The organism is Natronorubrum daqingense (genome assembly GCF_001971705.1).
GTDB classification, from domain to species: Archaea; Halobacteriota; Halobacteria; order Halobacteriales; family Natrialbaceae; genus Natronorubrum; species Natronorubrum daqingense.
In genome coordinates this window covers 1187549-1204971 of sequence record NZ_CP019327.1, presented here as the reverse complement: position 1 = coordinate 1204971, position 17423 = coordinate 1187549, and the positions used below count along the sequence as shown (strand labels likewise).

Annotated in this window: 15 protein-coding genes; 2 read left to right on the top strand and 13 right to left on the bottom strand. The window is 61.5% G+C overall.

Annotated elements, in window-relative coordinates; translation table 11 throughout:
- Window positions 1-14: 14 nt before the first annotated feature.
- The 4 genes from BB347_RS05900 to BB347_RS05885 form a co-directional block, all read right to left on the bottom strand.
- Window positions 15-1697: an acyl-CoA mutase large subunit family protein gene (locus tag BB347_RS05900; RefSeq protein WP_076581961.1), complete on the bottom strand. Its 1683-nt coding sequence runs from the start codon at window positions 1695-1697 to the stop codon at window positions 15-17.
- Between the two features lie 182 nt (window positions 1698-1879).
- Window positions 1880-2464, bottom strand: coding sequence for a GNAT family N-acetyltransferase (locus BB347_RS05895; RefSeq protein ID WP_076581959.1), 585 nt, complete (start codon window positions 2462-2464; stop codon window positions 1880-1882).
- 147 nt (window positions 2465-2611) lie between these two features.
- Complete coding sequence (locus BB347_RS05890) at window positions 2612-3532, bottom strand: phosphatase PAP2 family protein (RefSeq protein ID WP_076581958.1); 921 nt, start codon at window positions 3530-3532, stop codon at window positions 2612-2614.
- Between the two features lie 141 nt (window positions 3533-3673).
- Window positions 3674-4339 carry an HAD family hydrolase gene (locus BB347_RS05885; protein ID WP_076581956.1) on the bottom strand — a complete coding sequence of 222 codons (666 nt, stop codon included), beginning with the start codon at window positions 4337-4339 and terminating at the stop codon, window positions 3674-3676.
- A 120-nt stretch (window positions 4340-4459) separates the two neighbouring features.
- On the opposite strand from BB347_RS05885, the gene BB347_RS05880 reads away from it, so the two are divergent.
- Both BB347_RS05880 and BB347_RS05875 read left to right on the top strand, forming a co-directional pair.
- Window positions 4460-5266, top strand: coding sequence for a helix-turn-helix transcriptional regulator (locus BB347_RS05880; protein ID WP_076581955.1), 807 nt, complete (start codon window positions 4460-4462; stop codon window positions 5264-5266).
- Window positions 5267-5465: 199 nt separating this feature from the next.
- Complete coding sequence (locus BB347_RS05875) at window positions 5466-7142, top strand: aldehyde ferredoxin oxidoreductase C-terminal domain-containing protein (RefSeq protein ID WP_076581953.1); 1677 nt, start codon at window positions 5466-5468, stop codon at window positions 7140-7142.
- A gap of 33 nt (window positions 7143-7175) precedes the next feature.
- On the opposite strand, the gene BB347_RS05870 is transcribed toward BB347_RS05875, so the two are convergent.
- From BB347_RS05870 to grpE, 9 genes are all read right to left on the bottom strand, one after another.
- Window positions 7176-7457 carry a ubiquitin-like small modifier protein 1 gene (locus tag BB347_RS05870; RefSeq protein WP_076581952.1) on the bottom strand — a complete coding sequence of 94 codons (282 nt, stop codon included), beginning with the start codon at window positions 7455-7457 and terminating at the stop codon, window positions 7176-7178.
- A 485-nt stretch (window positions 7458-7942) separates the two neighbouring features.
- Window positions 7943-8605, bottom strand: a complete 663-nt coding sequence (locus BB347_RS05865) for a helix-turn-helix domain-containing protein (RefSeq protein ID WP_076581951.1) — start codon at window positions 8603-8605, stop codon at window positions 7943-7945.
- 117 nt (window positions 8606-8722) lie between these two features.
- On the bottom strand, window positions 8723-9247 hold the full coding sequence (locus BB347_RS05860) for a YciE/YciF ferroxidase family protein (protein WP_076581949.1): 525 nt from the start codon (window positions 9245-9247) through the stop codon (window positions 8723-8725).
- A gap of 68 nt (window positions 9248-9315) precedes the next feature.
- A complete protein-coding gene (locus tag BB347_RS05855) occupies window positions 9316-10728 on the bottom strand; it encodes a uracil-xanthine permease family protein (RefSeq protein ID WP_076581948.1) in 1413 nt (470 codons plus the stop codon).
- Window positions 10729-10890: 162 nt separating this feature from the next.
- Complete coding sequence (hpt, locus tag BB347_RS05850) at window positions 10891-11436, bottom strand: hypoxanthine/guanine phosphoribosyltransferase (protein WP_076581946.1); 546 nt, start codon at window positions 11434-11436, stop codon at window positions 10891-10893.
- An 84-nt stretch (window positions 11437-11520) separates the two neighbouring features.
- Window positions 11521-12276: a hypothetical protein gene (locus BB347_RS05845; protein ID WP_076581945.1), complete on the bottom strand. Its 756-nt coding sequence runs from the start codon at window positions 12274-12276 to the stop codon at window positions 11521-11523.
- A gap of 99 nt (window positions 12277-12375) precedes the next feature.
- Window positions 12376-13545, bottom strand: coding sequence for a molecular chaperone DnaJ (gene dnaJ / locus BB347_RS05840; protein WP_076581943.1), 1170 nt, complete (start codon window positions 13543-13545; stop codon window positions 12376-12378).
- Between the two features lie 455 nt (window positions 13546-14000).
- Window positions 14001-15935 (bottom strand): molecular chaperone DnaK, encoded by a 1935-nt coding sequence (gene dnaK, locus BB347_RS05835; RefSeq protein WP_076581941.1) that lies wholly within the window; start codon window positions 15933-15935, stop codon window positions 14001-14003.
- A 201-nt stretch (window positions 15936-16136) separates the two neighbouring features.
- Complete coding sequence (grpE, locus tag BB347_RS05830) at window positions 16137-17252, bottom strand: nucleotide exchange factor GrpE (RefSeq protein WP_076581940.1); 1116 nt, start codon at window positions 17250-17252, stop codon at window positions 16137-16139.
- Window positions 17253-17423: the final 171 nt, after the last annotated feature.

Here is a 17423-nt window from a genome sequence, read left to right as displayed (position 1 = left end):
AATGGCGAACAGTCTCAGACCGCGCTTCCCGGTTGATACTCACCGAACTCGTCTCGGAGCACGTTACAGATCTCCCCGACTGTCGCGTACACTTTCACGGCGTCGATGATGTACGGCATCAGGTTGTCCTCACCTTGGGCCGCCTCTCGGAGTGCGTCGAGTTTGGCCTCGACAGCGTCGTCGTCTCGGTCCGCGCGGGTCGACTCGAGGCTGTCGATCTGTCGTTGCTGGTCTTCTTCGGTGATCTCCTGGACGTCCATCTCGGGGTCTTCGTCGACTTCGAACTCGTTGACGCCGACGATGATGCGGTCGTTCGAGTCGATTTCCTTCTGGCGATCGAAGGACGTGTCCTGGATCTGGCGCTGGACCCACTGTTGTTCGATCGCTTCGCGCATGCCGCCGCGTTCGTCGACTTCCTCGAGGATCTCGTAGGCTTCTTCCTCGACGTCGTCGGTGAGCGATTCGACGTAGTAGCTGCCGGCGAGCGGGTCGATCGTGTCCGCAGCCCCGGACTCGTGGGCGAGGATTTGTTGGGTTCGCAGGGCCGTTCGGACGGATTCCTCGGTCGGCAGCGCGAGGGCCTCGTCCTTGCCGTTGGTGTGGAGACTCTGCGTGCCCCCGAGGACGGCGGCGAGTGCCTGATAGGCGACGCGGACGACGTTGTTCTCGATTTGTTGGGCAGTGAGCATCGACCCCGCCGTCTGGGTGTGGAACTTGAGCTGTTTCGATTTGGGGTCGTTCGCGTCGAAGCGCTCGTCGATGATGTCGTGCCACATTCGGCGAGCGGCGCGGAACTTCGCAACCTCCTCGAAGATGTTGTTGTGCCCGTTGAAGAAAAAGGAGAGCTGGGGCGCGAAGTCGTCGACATCGAGGCCGGCTTCGATCGCCGTCTCGACGTACTCGATACCGTCACCGAGCGTGAACGCGAGTTCCTGTGCAGCCGTCGATCCCGCCTCTCGGATGTGGTAGCCCGAAATCGAAATCGTGTTGAACTTTGGCGTCTCCGAGGCACAGAATTCGAAGATATCGGTGATGATCCGCATCGACGACTCCGGCGGGTAGATGTAGGTGTTTCGAGCGATGTACTCCTTGAGAATGTCGTTTTGAATCGTTCCGCGCAGTTGCTCGCGGTCGACGCCCTGCTGGTCACCCACGGCGATGTACATCGCGAGTAAGACCGACGCAGGCGCGTTGATCGTCATCGAGGTCGACACTTCGTCGAGTGGGATGCCGTCGAAGACGGTCTCCATGTCAGCGAGTGAGTCGATCGCCACGCCGGCCTTTCCGATCTCACCGGCCGACATGCTCGCGTCGGAGTCGTGGCCCATCTGCGTCGGCAAGTCGAACGCCATCGAAAGCCCCGTCTGGCCCTGATCGAGCAGGTAGTGATAGCGCTCGTTGGTATCCTCAGGCGTCGAGAATCCGGCGTACTGACGCATCGTCCAGAGGCGACCACGATACCCCGTCGAATACACGCCGCGCGTGTAGGGTGGCTCTCCGGGGTAGCCCAGATCCTCCTGGTAATCCACGTCCGAAATATCCGCTGGCGTGTACAGTCGATCGACCGTTTGACCCCCCGTATCCGTCGTAAACGTCTCTTTTCGTTCGCCGAACCGATCCACCGTCGGCTCGACTTCCTCCTCGTGCCACTCCGCTTTCCCAGCGCGGATTTCCTCGAGATCGTCAGGATCGAACATTATCGTTACTCGAGGACGGGGTGGGGCTTGAAGCTTCATGAACGCGGCCACTCTCGTCTCGAGTTCCACCGATCGCGACGGGTGAGTGCTGGCACGACAGAATCACCACAGTCACCGATCGCGTGAGATCCAACCGATTCAGCGCCACCGAAACCGAATCGACGCAACCGGCTCGCCCTGCCTTAGTCACCGGTGTCGTACTTGTAGGTCGCCGAATCGGGATCGATCCCGAAATCCTCGGCCGACTCCTCGTTCGCGATCGTCTCGCGTTCCGCCGGCGCGCGTTTGAACGCCTCGCGAAGTCGATCTGGCATCCGGAAGCGATCCACGTCGATCGCGTAGGACGAAGCGCCGGGATCGATCGTCTCGCGTTTGGCCTCGAGTCGATCCTGGAGCGGACCCGGCAGCGCGTCTTCCTCGATCCGCCGGAAGCCAAACTGCGCGAGGTAGCCGCCCTCACTCGTGAGCGAGTAGACGGTATCGAATCCCTGATCTCCGGCGTACTCGACCAGTCGTTCGACGACGTGTGCACCGATTCCCTGTCCGCGCCAGCCAGCTGGGACGCCGATGCTGGTCAGCTCACAGCTGTTCTCGTCGCCCTCGGGCTTGTGAACGCGAATGCGACCGAATCCGGCCGTTTCACCGGAGGTCTCGTCGACGGCGACGACGTAATCGCGTGAGCGAAACGCCGTATCGTCGAGCCCCATCGTCTCGATGTGCTCGAGTAGCCAGGCCTCCTCTCTGTTTTTCGCGTCCCGAACGTACATGATTGGAAAGAGGGGTGCTGACTCCAAAAGCGTTTGCGGCGGAACGGACGGAATCGGACTCCCAAGTTCGTCGGTCGGGCTTCGAACTCGAGACGAAGTCACTCGAGTGGCGGAACTCAAAAGGAAAGTCCCAATCAGGTTCGGAGGTTACTCGGCGAGTGCTCGGCCGCGACGCTTCGCCGTCGACCACAGCTTCTGTGTTGGTGTGATCCACGGGACGAGAACGATGGCGGCCATGAACAGTGCGGAGAGTGCGGCGAGGAGTGCCTCGTTTCCCAGTTCCATCTCGGCGACGTACCACGTACACAGGACGATGGCGAGGCCGACGACGGGGGCCACCGTCTCCCAGATGGTCCCGCGCATTCGCGTCGCGATCTGGGGTGCAAACTGCCAGGCGAGGAGCGCCCCGAACCCGCCGCCGAAGGCGATGTGTGAGTTTCGACTCCCCACGTAGACGACGGCGATCAGGGCGACGACGAAACCGACCGCGAGGGCGACCGTCGTCTCGTCGATCGACAGCCGCTGGCTCACGAGTCGTCGGGCCGCATAAAACACGACGAGGAAGGCGAGCGCGTAGGCGATGCCACCGACGACGTCGCCCGGATAATGAACCGCCAGTCCGACTCGAGTGAATCCGACCCAACCGATTGCGAGGAGACCGGCGACGGCGCGTTTCCAGATCGTGCTCACCGGGAGTTCGACGACGAGCATGCCGACGACGATCGTGACTGCCAGCGCGTGTCCGCTGGGAAAACTCGTCGTCGAGATGTGTGCGGCGTGTTCGTACAGCGGGTAGAACCAGCCGGGAAGCGCGTCCGCATTAACTGGCGGTCCGATAATCGGCCGACTCGAACCGTAGTACGATTTGGTGATCGACATCAGGCCGTAACAGCCGATCACGCCGCCGAGCCACGGCGCGACGAGGTCGCGATTGGCCCAGTAGGCACCGATGATCGAGGGGGCGATCAGGTAGATGCTACCGAAATACGAGAGGACGACCATGACGACCCCCAACCAGTGAGGAATACCGTCACGGACAGCTTCGACCACAGCGGGATCAAACCACATCAGTCGATGGTTCAAATCAACAACCAGTATTTCTTTCGGTTAGGTGGGAGCTGATATCGCGCGAGAATCGGAGGTGGTGAGAGGACGAAATCGTACACGTTTGACACAGCAGTCTGTCGAGCACTCGCTTCGAGAACGTGGTTAGGACTCGAGTAGCGCCGGCAATTCGGTGAGCGACGAGCAGTGATAGGTCGGGTCGACAGTGAAGGTGTCCTCCGGGTGGGGACAGTCGCTCTCTCGAGAGAGCAACACCGAGTCGATGCCCGCGTTAGCGGCCGCCTCCACGTCGACTCCGCGGTCGCCGACGTACACCGCCGAGTCGGCCTCGAGCGTCTCCATCGCGGTCTCGATGTTCGTCGGGTTGGGTTTTCGTCGAGCGAGTCCATCCGGCGTCAGCGGACAGCCGTAGACGGTTTCGAAGACCGATCGGAGGCCGAATCGGTCGAGTAGTTTCGTCACGACGGTCGGATGATTGTCGCTGACGACGCCGAGGGGGATCGGGAGCGAGCGAACGACGCGGACGTCGTCGAAGACGGAGCGCACGCCGCGTTCGACGTCGGCTAACTGCGTCTGGATCAACTCGCGAGCAGCCTGCGTGCAGAAGACGTCGGTGTCGATCTCGAGGGTCCGACACCGGTTCGCGATCGCCTCGAAATCGCCCTGCATGAGTTCCTGGAACGTCTCGGCGGCCGGCCCCGACCGACCGAGTTTTTCGTAGGTTCGTCCGAGCGCAGCGTACATGCGTTGTGAGGAGGGGGTCTCGACGACGACCCCATCGAAATCGAACAGAACCGCGTCGTAATTCATCTGTACCAACGTGTATACTGACGGAGGTAAAAAGACTCCCCCCTGAGGGAGTCTCACGGTATGAGACACTCCTGCTGTACGAACCGAAAATCCAAAGTTCAACCTGCTGTCATCCAATGCATGGATACATCGACACAAGAAGCCCTCGAGACCGTCGAATTCCTCGCTTCGAGTCCCGTTCGATTGCGGATCTGTTCGGTGCTGGCCGATGGCCCTCAGGAGATCCAAGCGCTCAAATCTCGTCTCGAGGCGCCCCGGTCGACGCTTCATCGAAACCTTTCGGCACTCGTTGAGCGCGGGATACTGTCACGGTCGCCCGCGGCGAACGAGTACTCGCTGACAGCCACGGGCGAAGTCATTCACGGCACGTTTTCGAAAGCGGTTTCGACGGTCGAACGAGCCCATTCACTCGAGCCGTTCCTCGAATATTTCCCGGATTCGGTTTCGCTCACGACCGAGACCATACTGACAGCTGAAGTCGTATCCGCGGCCGTCGACGCCCCGTTCGATCCGGTTTCGACTGTCAAATCCGCGGTCGTAGCGGGCGAAACCGTTCGCGGATTTTTGCCCGTCATCAATCCGACGTACGTAGACGGACTTCGGCAGGGTCTCGAGAAGGACGTTCGTATCGAGATTCTCGCCCCGCCAACTGCCTACGAGCGATTGGCGAGCACCCACACCGAGACGCTCGAACGATTGGAGGCGTCTCCGTCGGTTCAACTCTACGAGTCGAGTGCCGTCCCGGAGTACGCGGTCGGATTCGTCGACGAGACGGTGTTACTCGGGGCCTTTGACGATCACATGAGAACTCACTCGGTGTTGCAAGATCGGGCGGGATCGGCGCTCTGGGAGTGGGCACACGAACGATACGAGCGTGTCAAGACGACCGCACACCGGCTGGCGACGGGCGGACGAGACGATGCGTGAGCGAGGGAGACCCCAACGATAGTCGGGTGTTGGCCCTCGACCTATAGAATTTTAGTCATGTTCGCTATCAGTCATACCGATTCGTGCGTGTTCGGCCAATGACCGCGGTAAAACGCGACGCGTCAGTCGATCGACCGTCTCAGGACCACGGGAGAGTTACACTACAATACTAAGGTGTTGTCCCACTAACCGTGTGAACATGCTTCACGCGACAGGGCCACTGCTCACCGTCGACGTCGGTGAGCGACGCGCAACTGAGACGGCGATTGACGACCTCCTCGCGGACACTGTCGGCGGGAGAGCCACGGCGACGGCGCTCGCACACGACCGAATTCCGTTCGACGCGGATCCCTTCGGACCCGAGAATCGGGCGTACCTCTCGACGGGGCCGCTCCAGCAGTCACAGATGTCCTTTACCGGGCGGATGAACATGACCGGCCTCTCGCCGCTGACCGATGGACTGGTCTCGACGAACGCCGGCGGCTACCTCTCGAGAAACTTCGTCGCAACTGGCTACAGCGTCCTCGAGGTCGTCGGCGAGAGCGACGAGTTACTCGCGATTCACGTCACGGACGAGGGCGTCGAGTTCGAAGAAGTGCCCGAACTCGAGGGAGCGACCGTCCCCGAAACGTCGGAGCACGTCGAGCAAGGACGCGACCTGGGTCCCGAGCACTGCATCGCCATCGGTCCAGCGGGCGAGAACCTCGTCCGCTTCGCGTCGGTGATGACCTTCGACTCGCGGGCGTTCGGCCGCGGCGGCTTGGGTGCCGTCCTCGGTTCGAAGAACGTCAAGTGCGTCACCTTCGACGGCGACGTCGAGAACCCACTCGAAATTCCGAACCCGCCGGAGATGGACGTCCATCGCGAGGCCGCCCAATCCGACGACCTGATGCGCAGACAGGGGACGACCGGGAACACGGAGTTCATCAACGAGAACTTCTCGCTGCCCACGAGATACTTCCGGGAGTACGAGTTCGAGGATGCAGCGGACATCGGCGGCAGCGCCGTCGAGGAGAAGAAGTACAAGAAAGGAGCCTGTTCGGCCTGCGCGTACGCCTGTAAACTCCCGACTCGAGACGAAGAACGCGGCGTCGAGACCGAAGGGCCGGAGTTCGAGACCGTCTACGCCTTCGGCTCCCAGCAGGGCGTCGGCGACATCGTCGAGGTCATGAAGGGCAACGAACTCTGTGACACCCTCGGCATGGACACCATCTCCGCGGGCGTGACGGTCGCGGCTTACCTCGACAGCGTTGACGAGTTCGGTAACGCCGACCTCGCCCAGGAAATCACCGAGAAAATCGCCCACAGAGACGGGATCGGCGACACGCTCGCGGAGGGTGTCGCCCGCGCTCACGAAGAACTGGGCGTCGAGAACTACACGGTCAAAGGCATGGAGTTCGCCGCCCACGACGGTCGCGTCCTCCACGGGCAGGGACTCTCCTATGCCGTCGCGAATCGGGGCGCAGACCACATGTACGCGAGCATGCTCAGTCCCGAGTACGCCGGCAAACTTGATCCCGAAGGAACGCTCGGCAAAGCGGAGACGCTCGTCGACCGCGAGAACCACAACGCCTTCCGCGATACGGGAATCGTCTGTGCCTTCGGCGACGACTACGTGACCGAAGAACGACTCGAGGAACTCTTCGACGCCGACTACGAGGACCTCATGTCCGTGGGTTCCCGGACGATCGAGCGCGAACGACACTTCAACAACCAGCGCGGATTCGACAACGACGACGACGGGGTCCCCTACGACCTGCCGGATCTCGAGGCGGCGATCGACGAGTACTACGAGGCGCGAGCGTGGTCGGACGACGGCACCGTTCCCGACGCGAGAATGGAGTCGGCGACCGACGCCCTCCCGTCCGACGACTAATTGTTCAGTCTCTCTCGAGCCAAACCGAACGGTTCACCCGCCGTACACCGACGGAACGAGTCGAATCACGTCGGTCTCCTCGAGTTCCGTCTCGAGGCCGTCGATGTGAGTCACGTTTCGCTTATTTTTCGTGACCACGGTCTCACCGGCGAGCCCACTTTCGTCGTCAGCAACGAGTCGTCCCTCGAGTTCGGGATACGTCGACTCGAGTTCGCGAAGCAAGTCGCCGGCAGTCTGTGCTTCCGTCTCGTAGTGAACGGTCTTCTCGTCGATCGCTTCTCGAAACGGACCGAAAAAGATACACTCGAGTTGCATGCGATCTGACTCAACGCGTACGGCCTTGTACCCGACGGTTCTCGATGGAACGTCGACTACCACGGTGAGTAGCTGGGGAACACAACCGAGTTAGAGTGTCGGTTTCGAGAGCGCTTCGAACGCGTTCGATCCGCACCGACAGCCGTCTTTTCGTCCGATGATGTGAATCGAGTCGTCGCTCAATAGCCACGCCGAGTAAACTGCTTCACACGCGCGACACTTTGCGGCAATCTTCGATCGGTTGTCGTCTCCTGACATGTTGTATCTAAGTTACGTTCTGCAATGCAGTCTCGGTTTGCTTCGTTCCTCTTCGATGATTGTCTTCGATGATCGAGTCGTCCTCGTGACAGGGAGCGCGAGTGGTGGCGAATCGTCGTGTTTCTGTCGGAACTCACTTATCACATACACAGTAGCGGGTACGCCCCAATGGAACGAACGGTTGTATTGACCAACGGTTCATATACCGGGAGACTGCCCGCGGAAAATCACGGCTCGTCGGGTTCGCTAACGGTCAACACGTTCGTGATAAGATTCTTGTGGGCATTGTGAAATCGCTTCGATAGGGCCTGTTGTGAGATTCCCATTTCGGCTGCTAACTCGCTCATCGTCACTTGCTGTGGAACCTCGTAGTATCCCTCCTCGAGGGCGCTGATCAGCGTTTCTCGTTGCTTTGGCGTTAGGTCGTACTGTGTACTCGCCATGGGCTGTTCTTGCTCTTGGAGTTGCAGGAGTTCGAACGAAACGTCGTTTTCGTCACAGTACTCGCGGAAATCGGCGACCTTCTCTTGGTCGTCGAAACGCATTTGAAGCTCCCAGCGGTCGTTTCGTCCGGACGCCTGCAAAATCGTCGCTCCAATCTCGACGTACGCAAAAATGACTGTCTCGATGTTTTCAGTCCACTCCGCTCGATAGAGTTTCGCATCCTCGACGACGTCGACCTCGGTAATGTTCTTCACCGAATTATCTTCGTCGAGCGCCCGCTCGAATTCCGACAACGTCTCACCAGTGACCCAGAAGTACGGCATGATCCGATCTTTCATCGTCGCGACGACTCGCTCGATTTCGACGATCATCTCGGGAGCCGCGGTCAGCGCGTGGTGAAGCGCAAAGTCGTCCGAGTGGACTGAAAATTCTGCAATAACTGCCATACTACGATCAAGTAATCGACCGGAATAAGCCCACGGCAGTCTCATGACGCCCCACACGAGGAACACACCCTCGGTCGAGAGACCACAACCTGCGTTTGCTCCGGTCCTCGTGCGTCGTTAGGAGGGTGTCAGCCGATCCCACATCGACTTCAGCTCCGACGCGGATTCCATTGCCGACAGTTCGCGGTACGCGGATTGCTCCTCGTCGAAGTTCGATTCGAGTGGCTTTCGAATCTCGTCGTCGTAGCCAATCTGTGTCGCCATCGTCGAGAGCCCCTCGTAGGCGCTCATCTCGATTCGTTCCGTCATCATCGCCGCGTTCAGATAGCTCGTGTTGCGCAGATCGTCGTCTTCGATGGCGTCCTCGAGCATGCGTCGATCCTGCTCGAGACCCTCGAGGATCGGTGCCTCGCGCTGTTCGGCCGGCCGGTCGAGCGCGGCGAACACGTCCTCGAGACGCGACACCTGCGTTCGAGTTTCGTCTCGGTGATCGGCGAGCCCCTTTCTCAGGCGGTCGTTGGTCGCGTTCGTCGCCATCTCGTCGAGAATTCCGACGAGTTCTTGCTCGATGGTGTACTGCTGGGCGAGTTTGTGATGAAACAGTTCCTCGAGGTCTGATATCTGGTCGACACTGGTTCGCATAGGTATCTCACCGCTGGAAAAGTCCATAGTCGTGAGCCCCGAACACGCAGGCGGCGGGAACGACCGTGTCAGTCGTCGCCCGGACCGACAGGTGCGGGTTCGGACTCGGTAGAGTGATCCGGTGAGCGGGCGTCGAAGAGTGGGCTTTGTTCGCCGGGGACGAAGGTGTTGAGCAGCAGTGCGGAGAAGGCAGCCATGATGACGGGTTCGCTGAAGAACATTTCAGCCGAGGTGGGCAACCCCTGCAGCGCTTCGGGCGTCGTCGCGACGCCGAGTCCAAGACCGATCGAGACGGCCACGATAACCATATTCCGTCGGTTGAGTTCGGTGTGGAGGACGATCAGCCTGACGCCGCTCGCGGCGACCATCCCGACCATGAGCAAGACGGCACCGCCGAAGACGGCGCTCGGAATGGTGGTGACGACGGTGGCGACGAGCGGACTCAGACCGAGAATAGCGAGGATAGCCCCGCAGACGCCGACGACGTGTCGGCTCATTACGCCGGTGAAGGTCACGATCCCGACGTTCTGGGAGAACGACGTGATCGGGAACGCGGCGAACAGCGAGCCGAGCGAACTCAAGAAGCCGTCGTTGAACAGCGCGCCGCGGAACTCCCGGTCGGTCGGATTCCGCCCCTCGGCGGCCGTCACACCGGACATGTCGCCGACGGTTTCCATCGCCGAAACGAGGAACAAGAACGCGAACATCAGGATGGCGACGGGTTCGAACTCGAGGCCGAATCTCGCCGGTTCGGGGATGGCGACCACGGCGGCCTCGCTGAACTCGCCGAAGTCGATGAGGTCGTAGCCAAACTGTACGTCGAGGACGACGGCGACGAGGTAGCCAATCGAGATGCCGGCGAGAATGCTCAACAGCCGTGCGATCCCGCGCGTGAACATGTTGAGGCCGACTGAGATGGCGAAGACGAGCGCAGCTAATCCGAGGTTGTGCAAACTGCCGTACTCTCCGGCTTCCTGGGCGGCGTCACCGCCGGCGACGTAATCCATCCCCGTCGGAATGAGGTACAAGCCGATGATGACGACGACGAGGCCGGTGACGAGCGGCGGGAAGAAGGGTTTGACGCGTTTGAACTGCCAACCGATGACGCCTTCGACGGCGAAGCCGCTGACGAGAATCGCGCCGAACACGGCTGCCATCCCGTAGTCGATGCCGATCGTCGCCGCCGCGCCCACGAACGTGAAACTCGAGCCCATCACGAGCGGCAGTTTCGCGCCGATCGGACCGACCGTGTACGCCTGGATGATCGTCGCGAGTCCCGAGAACAAGAGGACCATCTGGACGATGTACGCCGTATCCGCCCCGCCGAGGCCGACGTCGCCGGCGACGATGTACGCGACCGCCGTCGCCGGGACGATCATGACCGCGACGTGTTGTAAGCCGAGGAGAATCGACTTCGGCCACGGCGGCCTGTCGTCGAGTTCGTATTCGAGTTGCATGCCCCCGTCCGTGCTGTCCGACATAGTATACTCGCTCGGTTGCGAGTCGTTGTACAAAAAATCTCGTATATGCGCCCATACTACCCCACTAACCACACCATAGTATGCAAGTATGTGTACAACAACCTGGTTCGCAACGCTGGAACGGTTAGATGGAGCGTCGATTTGAGTACCGAGAGAAACAACTCAGTGGACGGTCACGTCGCCGTCTTCGACGGTGATATCGAGTAGGCTCGTCGCCTCGAATTGCGTCTCATCGAGCGCCGACGGACCGACTTTCCGCATGACGACGACGATGTCGGATATGTCGGCCCCGATGTCGTCCAGTGCGGTGCAGATCGACGCCAGCGTGCCGCCCGTCGAGAGCATGTCGTCGACGACCACGACGCGATCACCCGACTCGACGTCGTTGATGTACATCTCCGACTCCGAGTAGCCCGTCTGCTGGTGCAAGGACACCTCGCCCTCGAGACCGTACGGTCGTTTGCGGATTACGACGAGGGGGATATCGGTCTGGAGCGAGAGCGCCGTTGCGAGGTGAATTCCCATCGCCTCGGGAGCGACGATCTTGTCGACGTCCAGATCGGCCGTCTGCATGACTTCGATAACGACCTCGCGCAAGAGAGCCGGCTCGAGCATCGGCACGCCGTTACTGATCGGATGCACCAAGTACTCGTAGCCGTCCTTGTCGATAATCGGTGCGTCGTCGAGCGACGCGACGAGCTTTTCCATACTGCCGATTGGTGGATACCCTCCAAAAACGGATCGCTCTTCGACTCGAATGCCGGTCACGTCTGCACTGACGCACTCGAGGGATTACGAAATCCGTACCTCGGCAGGATCGATTCGGGTCGATTCGGGGACCGGACTACTCGAGACGGCGTACTCTCCACGGGCCTCGTTGGAATCCCCCTCGGTCCCTTCAGCGTCGGTGAGAACGACGGTCCCGCCGACTAGCAGCGGCGCAACGACGCCGGCAACGACGGTCTCGAGGTCCGAAAGTGGATTTCGGACGACGACGCGCTCACCCGCCTCGAGCCCGGACGCCGAAACGACGTCTTCGGCGGCCTCGAGCACCTCGCCGTGGCTCACGGTTCGCTCGCCGTCCGTCAGAATCTCCGTCTCCGGATCGACGTCCAGCGGCGGGAACGACGGATTCTCCGTCCAGACGCCGGCGTCGAAGTGGTGGATGTCAGGCTCCTCGGGTTTCGCGCCGTAGCCGACGCGCTGGGCCCCACGGGGGAGGGCGTACTCGCCCGACTCGAGGTCGTCGACGGGCGCGACGAGCGCGCGAAAGTCCTCCTCGTCAGTCAGGTCGGCCGGCGGCTCGAACCGTGTCGCCCCCTCGAGCAGCGTCGTTCCGAAGAAGGCGAGCAGGGCCAGCGGGCCGTCGCCGACGACGCCGACGGTGACGCCGTTTCGAACCCCCGCGTGGCGAAGGAAGTTTCCGGATTGCCAGGCCGTCGTACACACCCAGTGGTAGTCGAACGGCCGCCCCGTCGCGTCCTCGAGCGCCGTCCGGTCGTCCCGACGGTCGCGCGTCAAGAGTTCGTCGACTGTCGCCGCATTCATACCCGTGTCTGTGCACCCGGTCGAAAAAAGCGCGCCGACTCGCGGCGCGCGACGTCGATACTGTGCCCGCTGGCTCCACTCGAGCGAGGAAATAAACAGTTAGAACGCCCGTTTGATCTTCTCGAAGAAGCCGTCCGCGACCTCGATCTCGTCGCCGCCGGCCTCGGCGAACGCCTCGAGCGCCTCGCGTTGCTCGCCGTTGAGACTCTCGGGGGTGACGATTTGCACCTGCACGAAGAGGTCGCCCTGCCCGCGCCGACGGAGTCGCGGCATGCCCTTGCCCTCGAGTCGGAAGGTTTCGCCGCTTTGCGTTCCGCTCGGAATCTCGAACTCCGCCGCCCCGTCGAGTGTCGGCACTTCGACGGTGTCGCCGAACGTCGCCTGCGGGAACGAAATCGCGAGGCGATACTGTAGGTCGTTACCGTCGCGCTCGAACTCCTCGTGCTCGCGAACGCGGACGTCGATGAGCAAGTCGCCGTGGCGACCCCCTTCTGGGCTCGGCGCACCTTCGCCTTCCATTCGAAGCGTCTGGCCTTCCTGAATGCCCGCAGGGATGTCGATGGTCAACGTGGCTTCGTTGCGCACGTAGCCCTCGCCTCGACAGTCGCCACATTCCTCCGAATAGATCGTTCCGTCGCCCTCACAGCGCTGGCACGTCGTCGTCTGTTGGACGCGACCCAGCGGCGTCTGTTGGACCTGCGTTACCTGCCCTTGACCCTGACACTCCGGACACGTTCGCGAGTCCGCGTCGGGCGGGTGGCCCGCACCCGAACAGGTCTCACACTCCTCCGGTCGGTGAACGGAAAACTGCTTCTGGGCCCCCTCGTACGCTTCCTCGAGGTCGATCTCGAGTTCGGTTCGAAGGTCGCGCCCCTTCCGCGGCCGGCGACGCCCGCGGCCACCACCGCCACCGCCGCCGAAGACTTGCTCGAAGATGTCGCCGAGTCCGCCACCGCCCATGCCGCCACCGCCGCCCATGCCGCCGAACGGCCCGCCACCCATGCCGCCAGCGCCGGCATCACCCGCGTCGAAGCCGTGCTTTTCGGCTTGTTCGAAGCGGTCGTGGCCCATTCTGTCGTAGGCCGATCGTTTGTCTTCGTCCGTGAGGACTTGCTTTGCCTTCTGAATCTTCTTGAACTTCTCCTCGGCGTCGGGGTCGTCGCTGACGTCCGGATGATACTCCGTGGCCTTCGTCCGGTACGCCTGCTTGATCTCCTCGGCGGAGGCGTCAGAACTCACACCGAGTACATCGTAGAAGTCCTCGCTCATGCGTTGTTCGACCGATAGTCGGTTGAGACACTTGAAACGAACGTTCCGGCAGTACCTTTTTGCGCCTCAGGATTCCTCGCGAAGCGAGGAACCACTCGGCGCAAAAATCTACGCTAAAAGGCCGCTCGCTCCTTCACGGGCGCGTTGCGCCCGTTCGGATTCTCGCGGTTCTCGCGCTGCTCCGAACCGCGCACCGCTCGCGGGTGCAGCGCTTGCACTTCGACCGCAGAGACATCACTTCGTCCTCTTCGAAACGTTCGCATCACTCACTTTTCGAAGCGACGAGTAACTCGATACCCTCGTTCTCGTCGGATTCGAACACTCACCGCGTTCGTGTTCGAAACTACGGAAGACTCACTCTGCTCGTCTTCCAAGCCCAAGAAGACGACTCAGTCTTCGTCGTTTTCGTCAACAGTGCGAATCGAAGATTCGCTGGCAGACGAAGACTCGTCCTTTCAGTCCTCGTCTTCGTCAACGTCTTCGAAGTCGGCGTCGACGAACTCCTCATCCTCGCCATCCGCTGCAGCGCCGCCAGGACCCGGGTTCGGGCCACCGCCCATACCACCGGGACCTGCGCCTGCTGCGCCGCCTGCGGCTCCAGCTCCGGCAGCACCGCCAGCTCCAGCGCCAGCGCCCGCAGCACCGGCATCTTGGTACATCTGCTTGCCGATCTCCTGTAGTTCCGTGCTCAGGGTCTCGGTCGCCGCCTCGATGTCCTCGGCGTCCGCATCCGTGTCGTCGATAGTTTCCTCGAGGTCGTCGATTGCGGCTTCGATGTCGCTTCGAAGGTCGTCGTCGACTTCCTCGTCGTTCTCCTCGAGGAGCGTCTCGGCTCGCTGGATCGTGGCTTCGGCCGTGTTTCGGGCCTCGATCCGTTCGCGTTTCTTCTTGTCCTCTTCGGCGTGTTGCTCGGCTTCTTCTTGCATCTTGTCGATTTCGGCGTCGGAGAGGCCGGCACCGCCTTCGATAGTGATCTCCTCGCTCTCGCCGCTGCCCTTGTCCTCCGCGCTCACGTTGACGATGCCGTTCTCGTCGATGGAGAACATGACTTCGATCTGTGGCGTTCCGGCGGGGGCTGGCGGGATGCCACTCAGGTGGAACTCGCCGAGCATCTCGTTTTTCTGTGCGAGTTCGCGCTCACCCTGGAAGACCCGGACCTGGACGGAGGTCTGGTTGTCCGCCGCCGTGGTGAAGATCTTCGACTCTTCGGTTGGAATCGTCGTGTTCTTCTCGATGAGTCGCTCGAAGAGGCCACCCTTGACCTCGATACCGAGGCTGAGCGGCGTCACGTCGAGCAGAACGATGTCGTCGACTTCGCCGCCGAGGACGCCGCCCTGAATCGCCGCGCCCAGCGAAACGGCCTCGTCGGGGTTGACGTTCTTCTGGGGCTCCTTGCCGGTTAGCTCCTCGACCTTCTCGCCGACCTGTGGCATCCGCGTCGAGCCACCGACGAGGAGCACCTCGTCGATGTCGTCTTTCTCGTAGCCCGCGTCCTCGAGCGCCTGCTCGGTCGGCTCGACGGTGCGCTCGATGAGGTCGCTGGTGAGCGACTCGAACTTTGCGCGCGTAAGCGATTCCTCGAGGTGGATCGGGCCGTCGTCGGTTGCCGTGATGAACGGCAGGTTGATCTCGGTCTCCTTTCGACTCGAGAGTTCGATCTTCGCTTCCTCCGCGGCGTCTTTGAGTCGCTGGAGGGCCTGACGGTCCTCCCGGAGGTCGACGCCGTTTTCGGCTTCGAACTCCTCCGCGAGCCAGTCGATGATGGCCTCGTCCCAGTCGTCGCCGCCGAGGTCGTTGTCCCCGTTGGTCGCGACGACCTCGTAGACCCCGCCGCCGAGGTCGAGAATCGAAACGTCGAACGTTCCGCCGCCGAGGTCGTAAACCAGAACGGTCTGGTCGGAGTCGTCGTCGAGGCCGTAGGCCATCGACGCGGCCGTCGGCTCGTTGATGATCCGTTCGACTTCGAACCCGGCGATTTCGCCGGCGTCTTTGGTCGCCTGTCGCTGTCGGTCCGAGAAGTACGCAGGGACCGTGATGACGGCCTTCTCGACCTCGTCGCCGAGGTACTCTTCTGCGTCGCGTTTGATCTTCTGGAGGATCATCGCCGAAATCTGTTCGGGGGTGTACTCCTCGTCGTCGATCTCGACGGTGTAGTCGTCCTCGCCGATGTGGCGCTTGATCGAGGCGATCGTCTTTTCTGGGTTTTGAATCGCCTGATTCTTCGCGGGTTTGCCGACGAGGCGCTCGTCGTCGTCCGTGAACGCGACGACGGACGGCGTCGTTCGTTCACCTTCCGCGTTGACGATGATCTCCGGATCGCCGCCTTCCATCACCGCGAACGCGCTGTTCGTCGTTCCGAGGTCAATACCGAGAATTTTGTTGCTCGCCATCGTGGACGGCTATTGTGCGCACTTTGTTTTAAAGGTTACTAGGCACTTTCTCGAGTCGAATTAAATGGCGAATATCCCCGCCACACGCCCTCTACCGAGCGTACTCTCGCGGATCTCGATGACACTATGCGAGTACACTATCCGAACGATCGTCGGCGGACCTGTCAATGATCCCCGACGTCCGAGGGAAGAAGGATCGAACTACTCCTCGCTCGCTGCCGACCGACTATCCGCGTCGGTTTCGACCTCACCACCGAGTTCGATGGCTTCTCCACCGTCGCCCGCGTCGTCTCCGTCACCGCTATTACCGTCGCCTGCGTCGTCGACCGCCGTTGCACCAGCGTCCTCGCCGGTGTCGCCGTCCGTCTCTGAAGTCGAGTCGGCCGTATCGTCGCCATCGGAGTCTGATTGCTCGCCCGCGCCGTCCTCACTCGAGTCGTCATCGAGATCCTCGAGTTCGCCGTTCGAGACGGTAACCTGTGCGTTCTGGATGACTTTATCGCCCATCTCGTAGCCGGGCGTGTAGACGTCGGCGATAGTGCCCTCGGGCTGGTCGCTGTCGACGCGCATCATGACTTCGTGGCGCTGTGGGTCGCTTTCGGTTCCGGGGTCGGGATCGATCTCTGAAACGTTCTCGTCCTCGAGGATGCGGTCGAACTCGCGCATCGTCATCTCGATACCCTCGCGCAGGCTGTCAGTATCGTCGCTTTCCTCCTCGAGCGCGCGTTTCATGTTGTCTCGAACGCCGATGAGCCGTTCGACGAGGTCCTCCGTCGCTCGGTCCTTGATCTGTTGTTGGCGCTTTTTGGCCCGCTTCTTGTAGTTTTGAAAGTCGGCCTGTTTGCGCTTGAGTCGGCTCTTTAGATCCTCTTCGGTCGCTTCGTACTCCTCGAGTTTCTCGCCGCGGGCCTCGAGTTCCGCTCTGAGTTCCTCGATAGTGTCGGCCTGCTCGGTGACGCGCTCGGAGAGATCCTCGAGTTCTTCGCGCTGGTTCGTGACCGTTGCGTTGAGGTCTCGCGCCTCCTCGACGATCGAATTGACCTGCTGGGCGACGTCCTCGTCGTACTCGGAGAGTTGCTCGAGGAGTTGTTGGATGTCCTCGCTCGTTTCCGGCGTCGTCCGGGGCTCCACATCGTTCGCAGACGTGTGTGCCGTCGCGTCGGTCGCACCCTCGGTCCGCTCCGATTCGGTGTCGGCGGGCGGGGCAGGTTCGGCGTCCGATTCCTCCGCACCCCTCGTCGCGGCGTCGCCGTCCTCGGGATGGTCCTCGGACGAGACTCCCTGGGCGGTCGTGTTCGTACCCTCGTCTTCGCTCATGTGCCAGTCAAGGAACACTGGTAATAAAAGGATTGAGGTCGCCGTCTGGTCCCGATCGGTCGGTCGCCGTCGAACGGAGTACGCGAGGTCGACAGCCGTTGACGGCCACCCACTCGAGCCTCCTCGAGTGAGCGTTCGGGGACCACCTGTTTTTTGCTGACCCAATGGCTA

Excerpts from the sequence above, each read along its gene's own strand:
- BB347_RS05885 (WP_076581956.1), bottom strand. The coding sequence starts at position 4,339 with ATGAATTACGACGCGGTTCTGTTCGATTTCGATGGGGTCGTCGTCGAG.
- BB347_RS05895 (WP_076581959.1), bottom strand. The coding sequence starts at position 2,464 with ATGTACGTTCGGGACGCGAAAAACAGAGAGGAGGCCTGGCTACTCGAG.
- BB347_RS05875 (WP_076581953.1), top strand. The coding sequence starts at position 5,466 with ATGCTTCACGCGACAGGGCCACTGCTCACCGTCGACGTCGGTGAGCGA.
- hpt (WP_076581946.1), bottom strand. The coding sequence starts at position 11,436 with ATGGAAAAGCTCGTCGCGTCGCTCGACGACGCACCGATTATCGACAAG.
- BB347_RS05845 (WP_076581945.1), bottom strand. The coding sequence starts at position 12,276 with ATGAATGCGGCGACAGTCGACGAACTCTTGACGCGCGACCGTCGGGAC.
- grpE (WP_076581940.1), bottom strand. The coding sequence starts at position 17,252 with ATGAGCGAAGACGAGGGTACGAACACGACCGCCCAGGGAGTCTCGTCC.
- dnaJ (WP_076581943.1), bottom strand. The coding sequence starts at position 13,545 with ATGAGCGAGGACTTCTACGATGTACTCGGTGTGAGTTCTGACGCCTCC.
- BB347_RS05870 (WP_076581952.1), bottom strand. The coding sequence starts at position 7,457 with ATGCAACTCGAGTGTATCTTTTTCGGTCCGTTTCGAGAAGCGATCGAC.
- BB347_RS05860 (WP_076581949.1), bottom strand. The coding sequence starts at position 9,247 with ATGCGAACCAGTGTCGACCAGATATCAGACCTCGAGGAACTGTTTCAT.
- BB347_RS05890 (WP_076581958.1), bottom strand. The coding sequence starts at position 3,532 with ATGTGGTTTGATCCCGCTGTGGTCGAAGCTGTCCGTGACGGTATTCCT.
- BB347_RS05855 (WP_076581948.1), bottom strand. The coding sequence starts at position 10,728 with ATGTCGGACAGCACGGACGGGGGCATGCAACTCGAATACGAACTCGAC.
- BB347_RS05900 (WP_076581961.1), bottom strand. The coding sequence starts at position 1,697 with ATGTTCGATCCTGACGATCTCGAGGAAATCCGCGCTGGGAAAGCGGAG.
- dnaK (WP_076581941.1), bottom strand. The coding sequence starts at position 15,935 with ATGGCGAGCAACAAAATTCTCGGTATTGACCTCGGAACGACGAACAGC.
- BB347_RS05865 (WP_076581951.1), bottom strand. The coding sequence starts at position 8,605 with ATGGCAGTTATTGCAGAATTTTCAGTCCACTCGGACGACTTTGCGCTT.
- BB347_RS05880 (WP_076581955.1), top strand. The coding sequence starts at position 4,460 with ATGGATACATCGACACAAGAAGCCCTCGAGACCGTCGAATTCCTCGCT.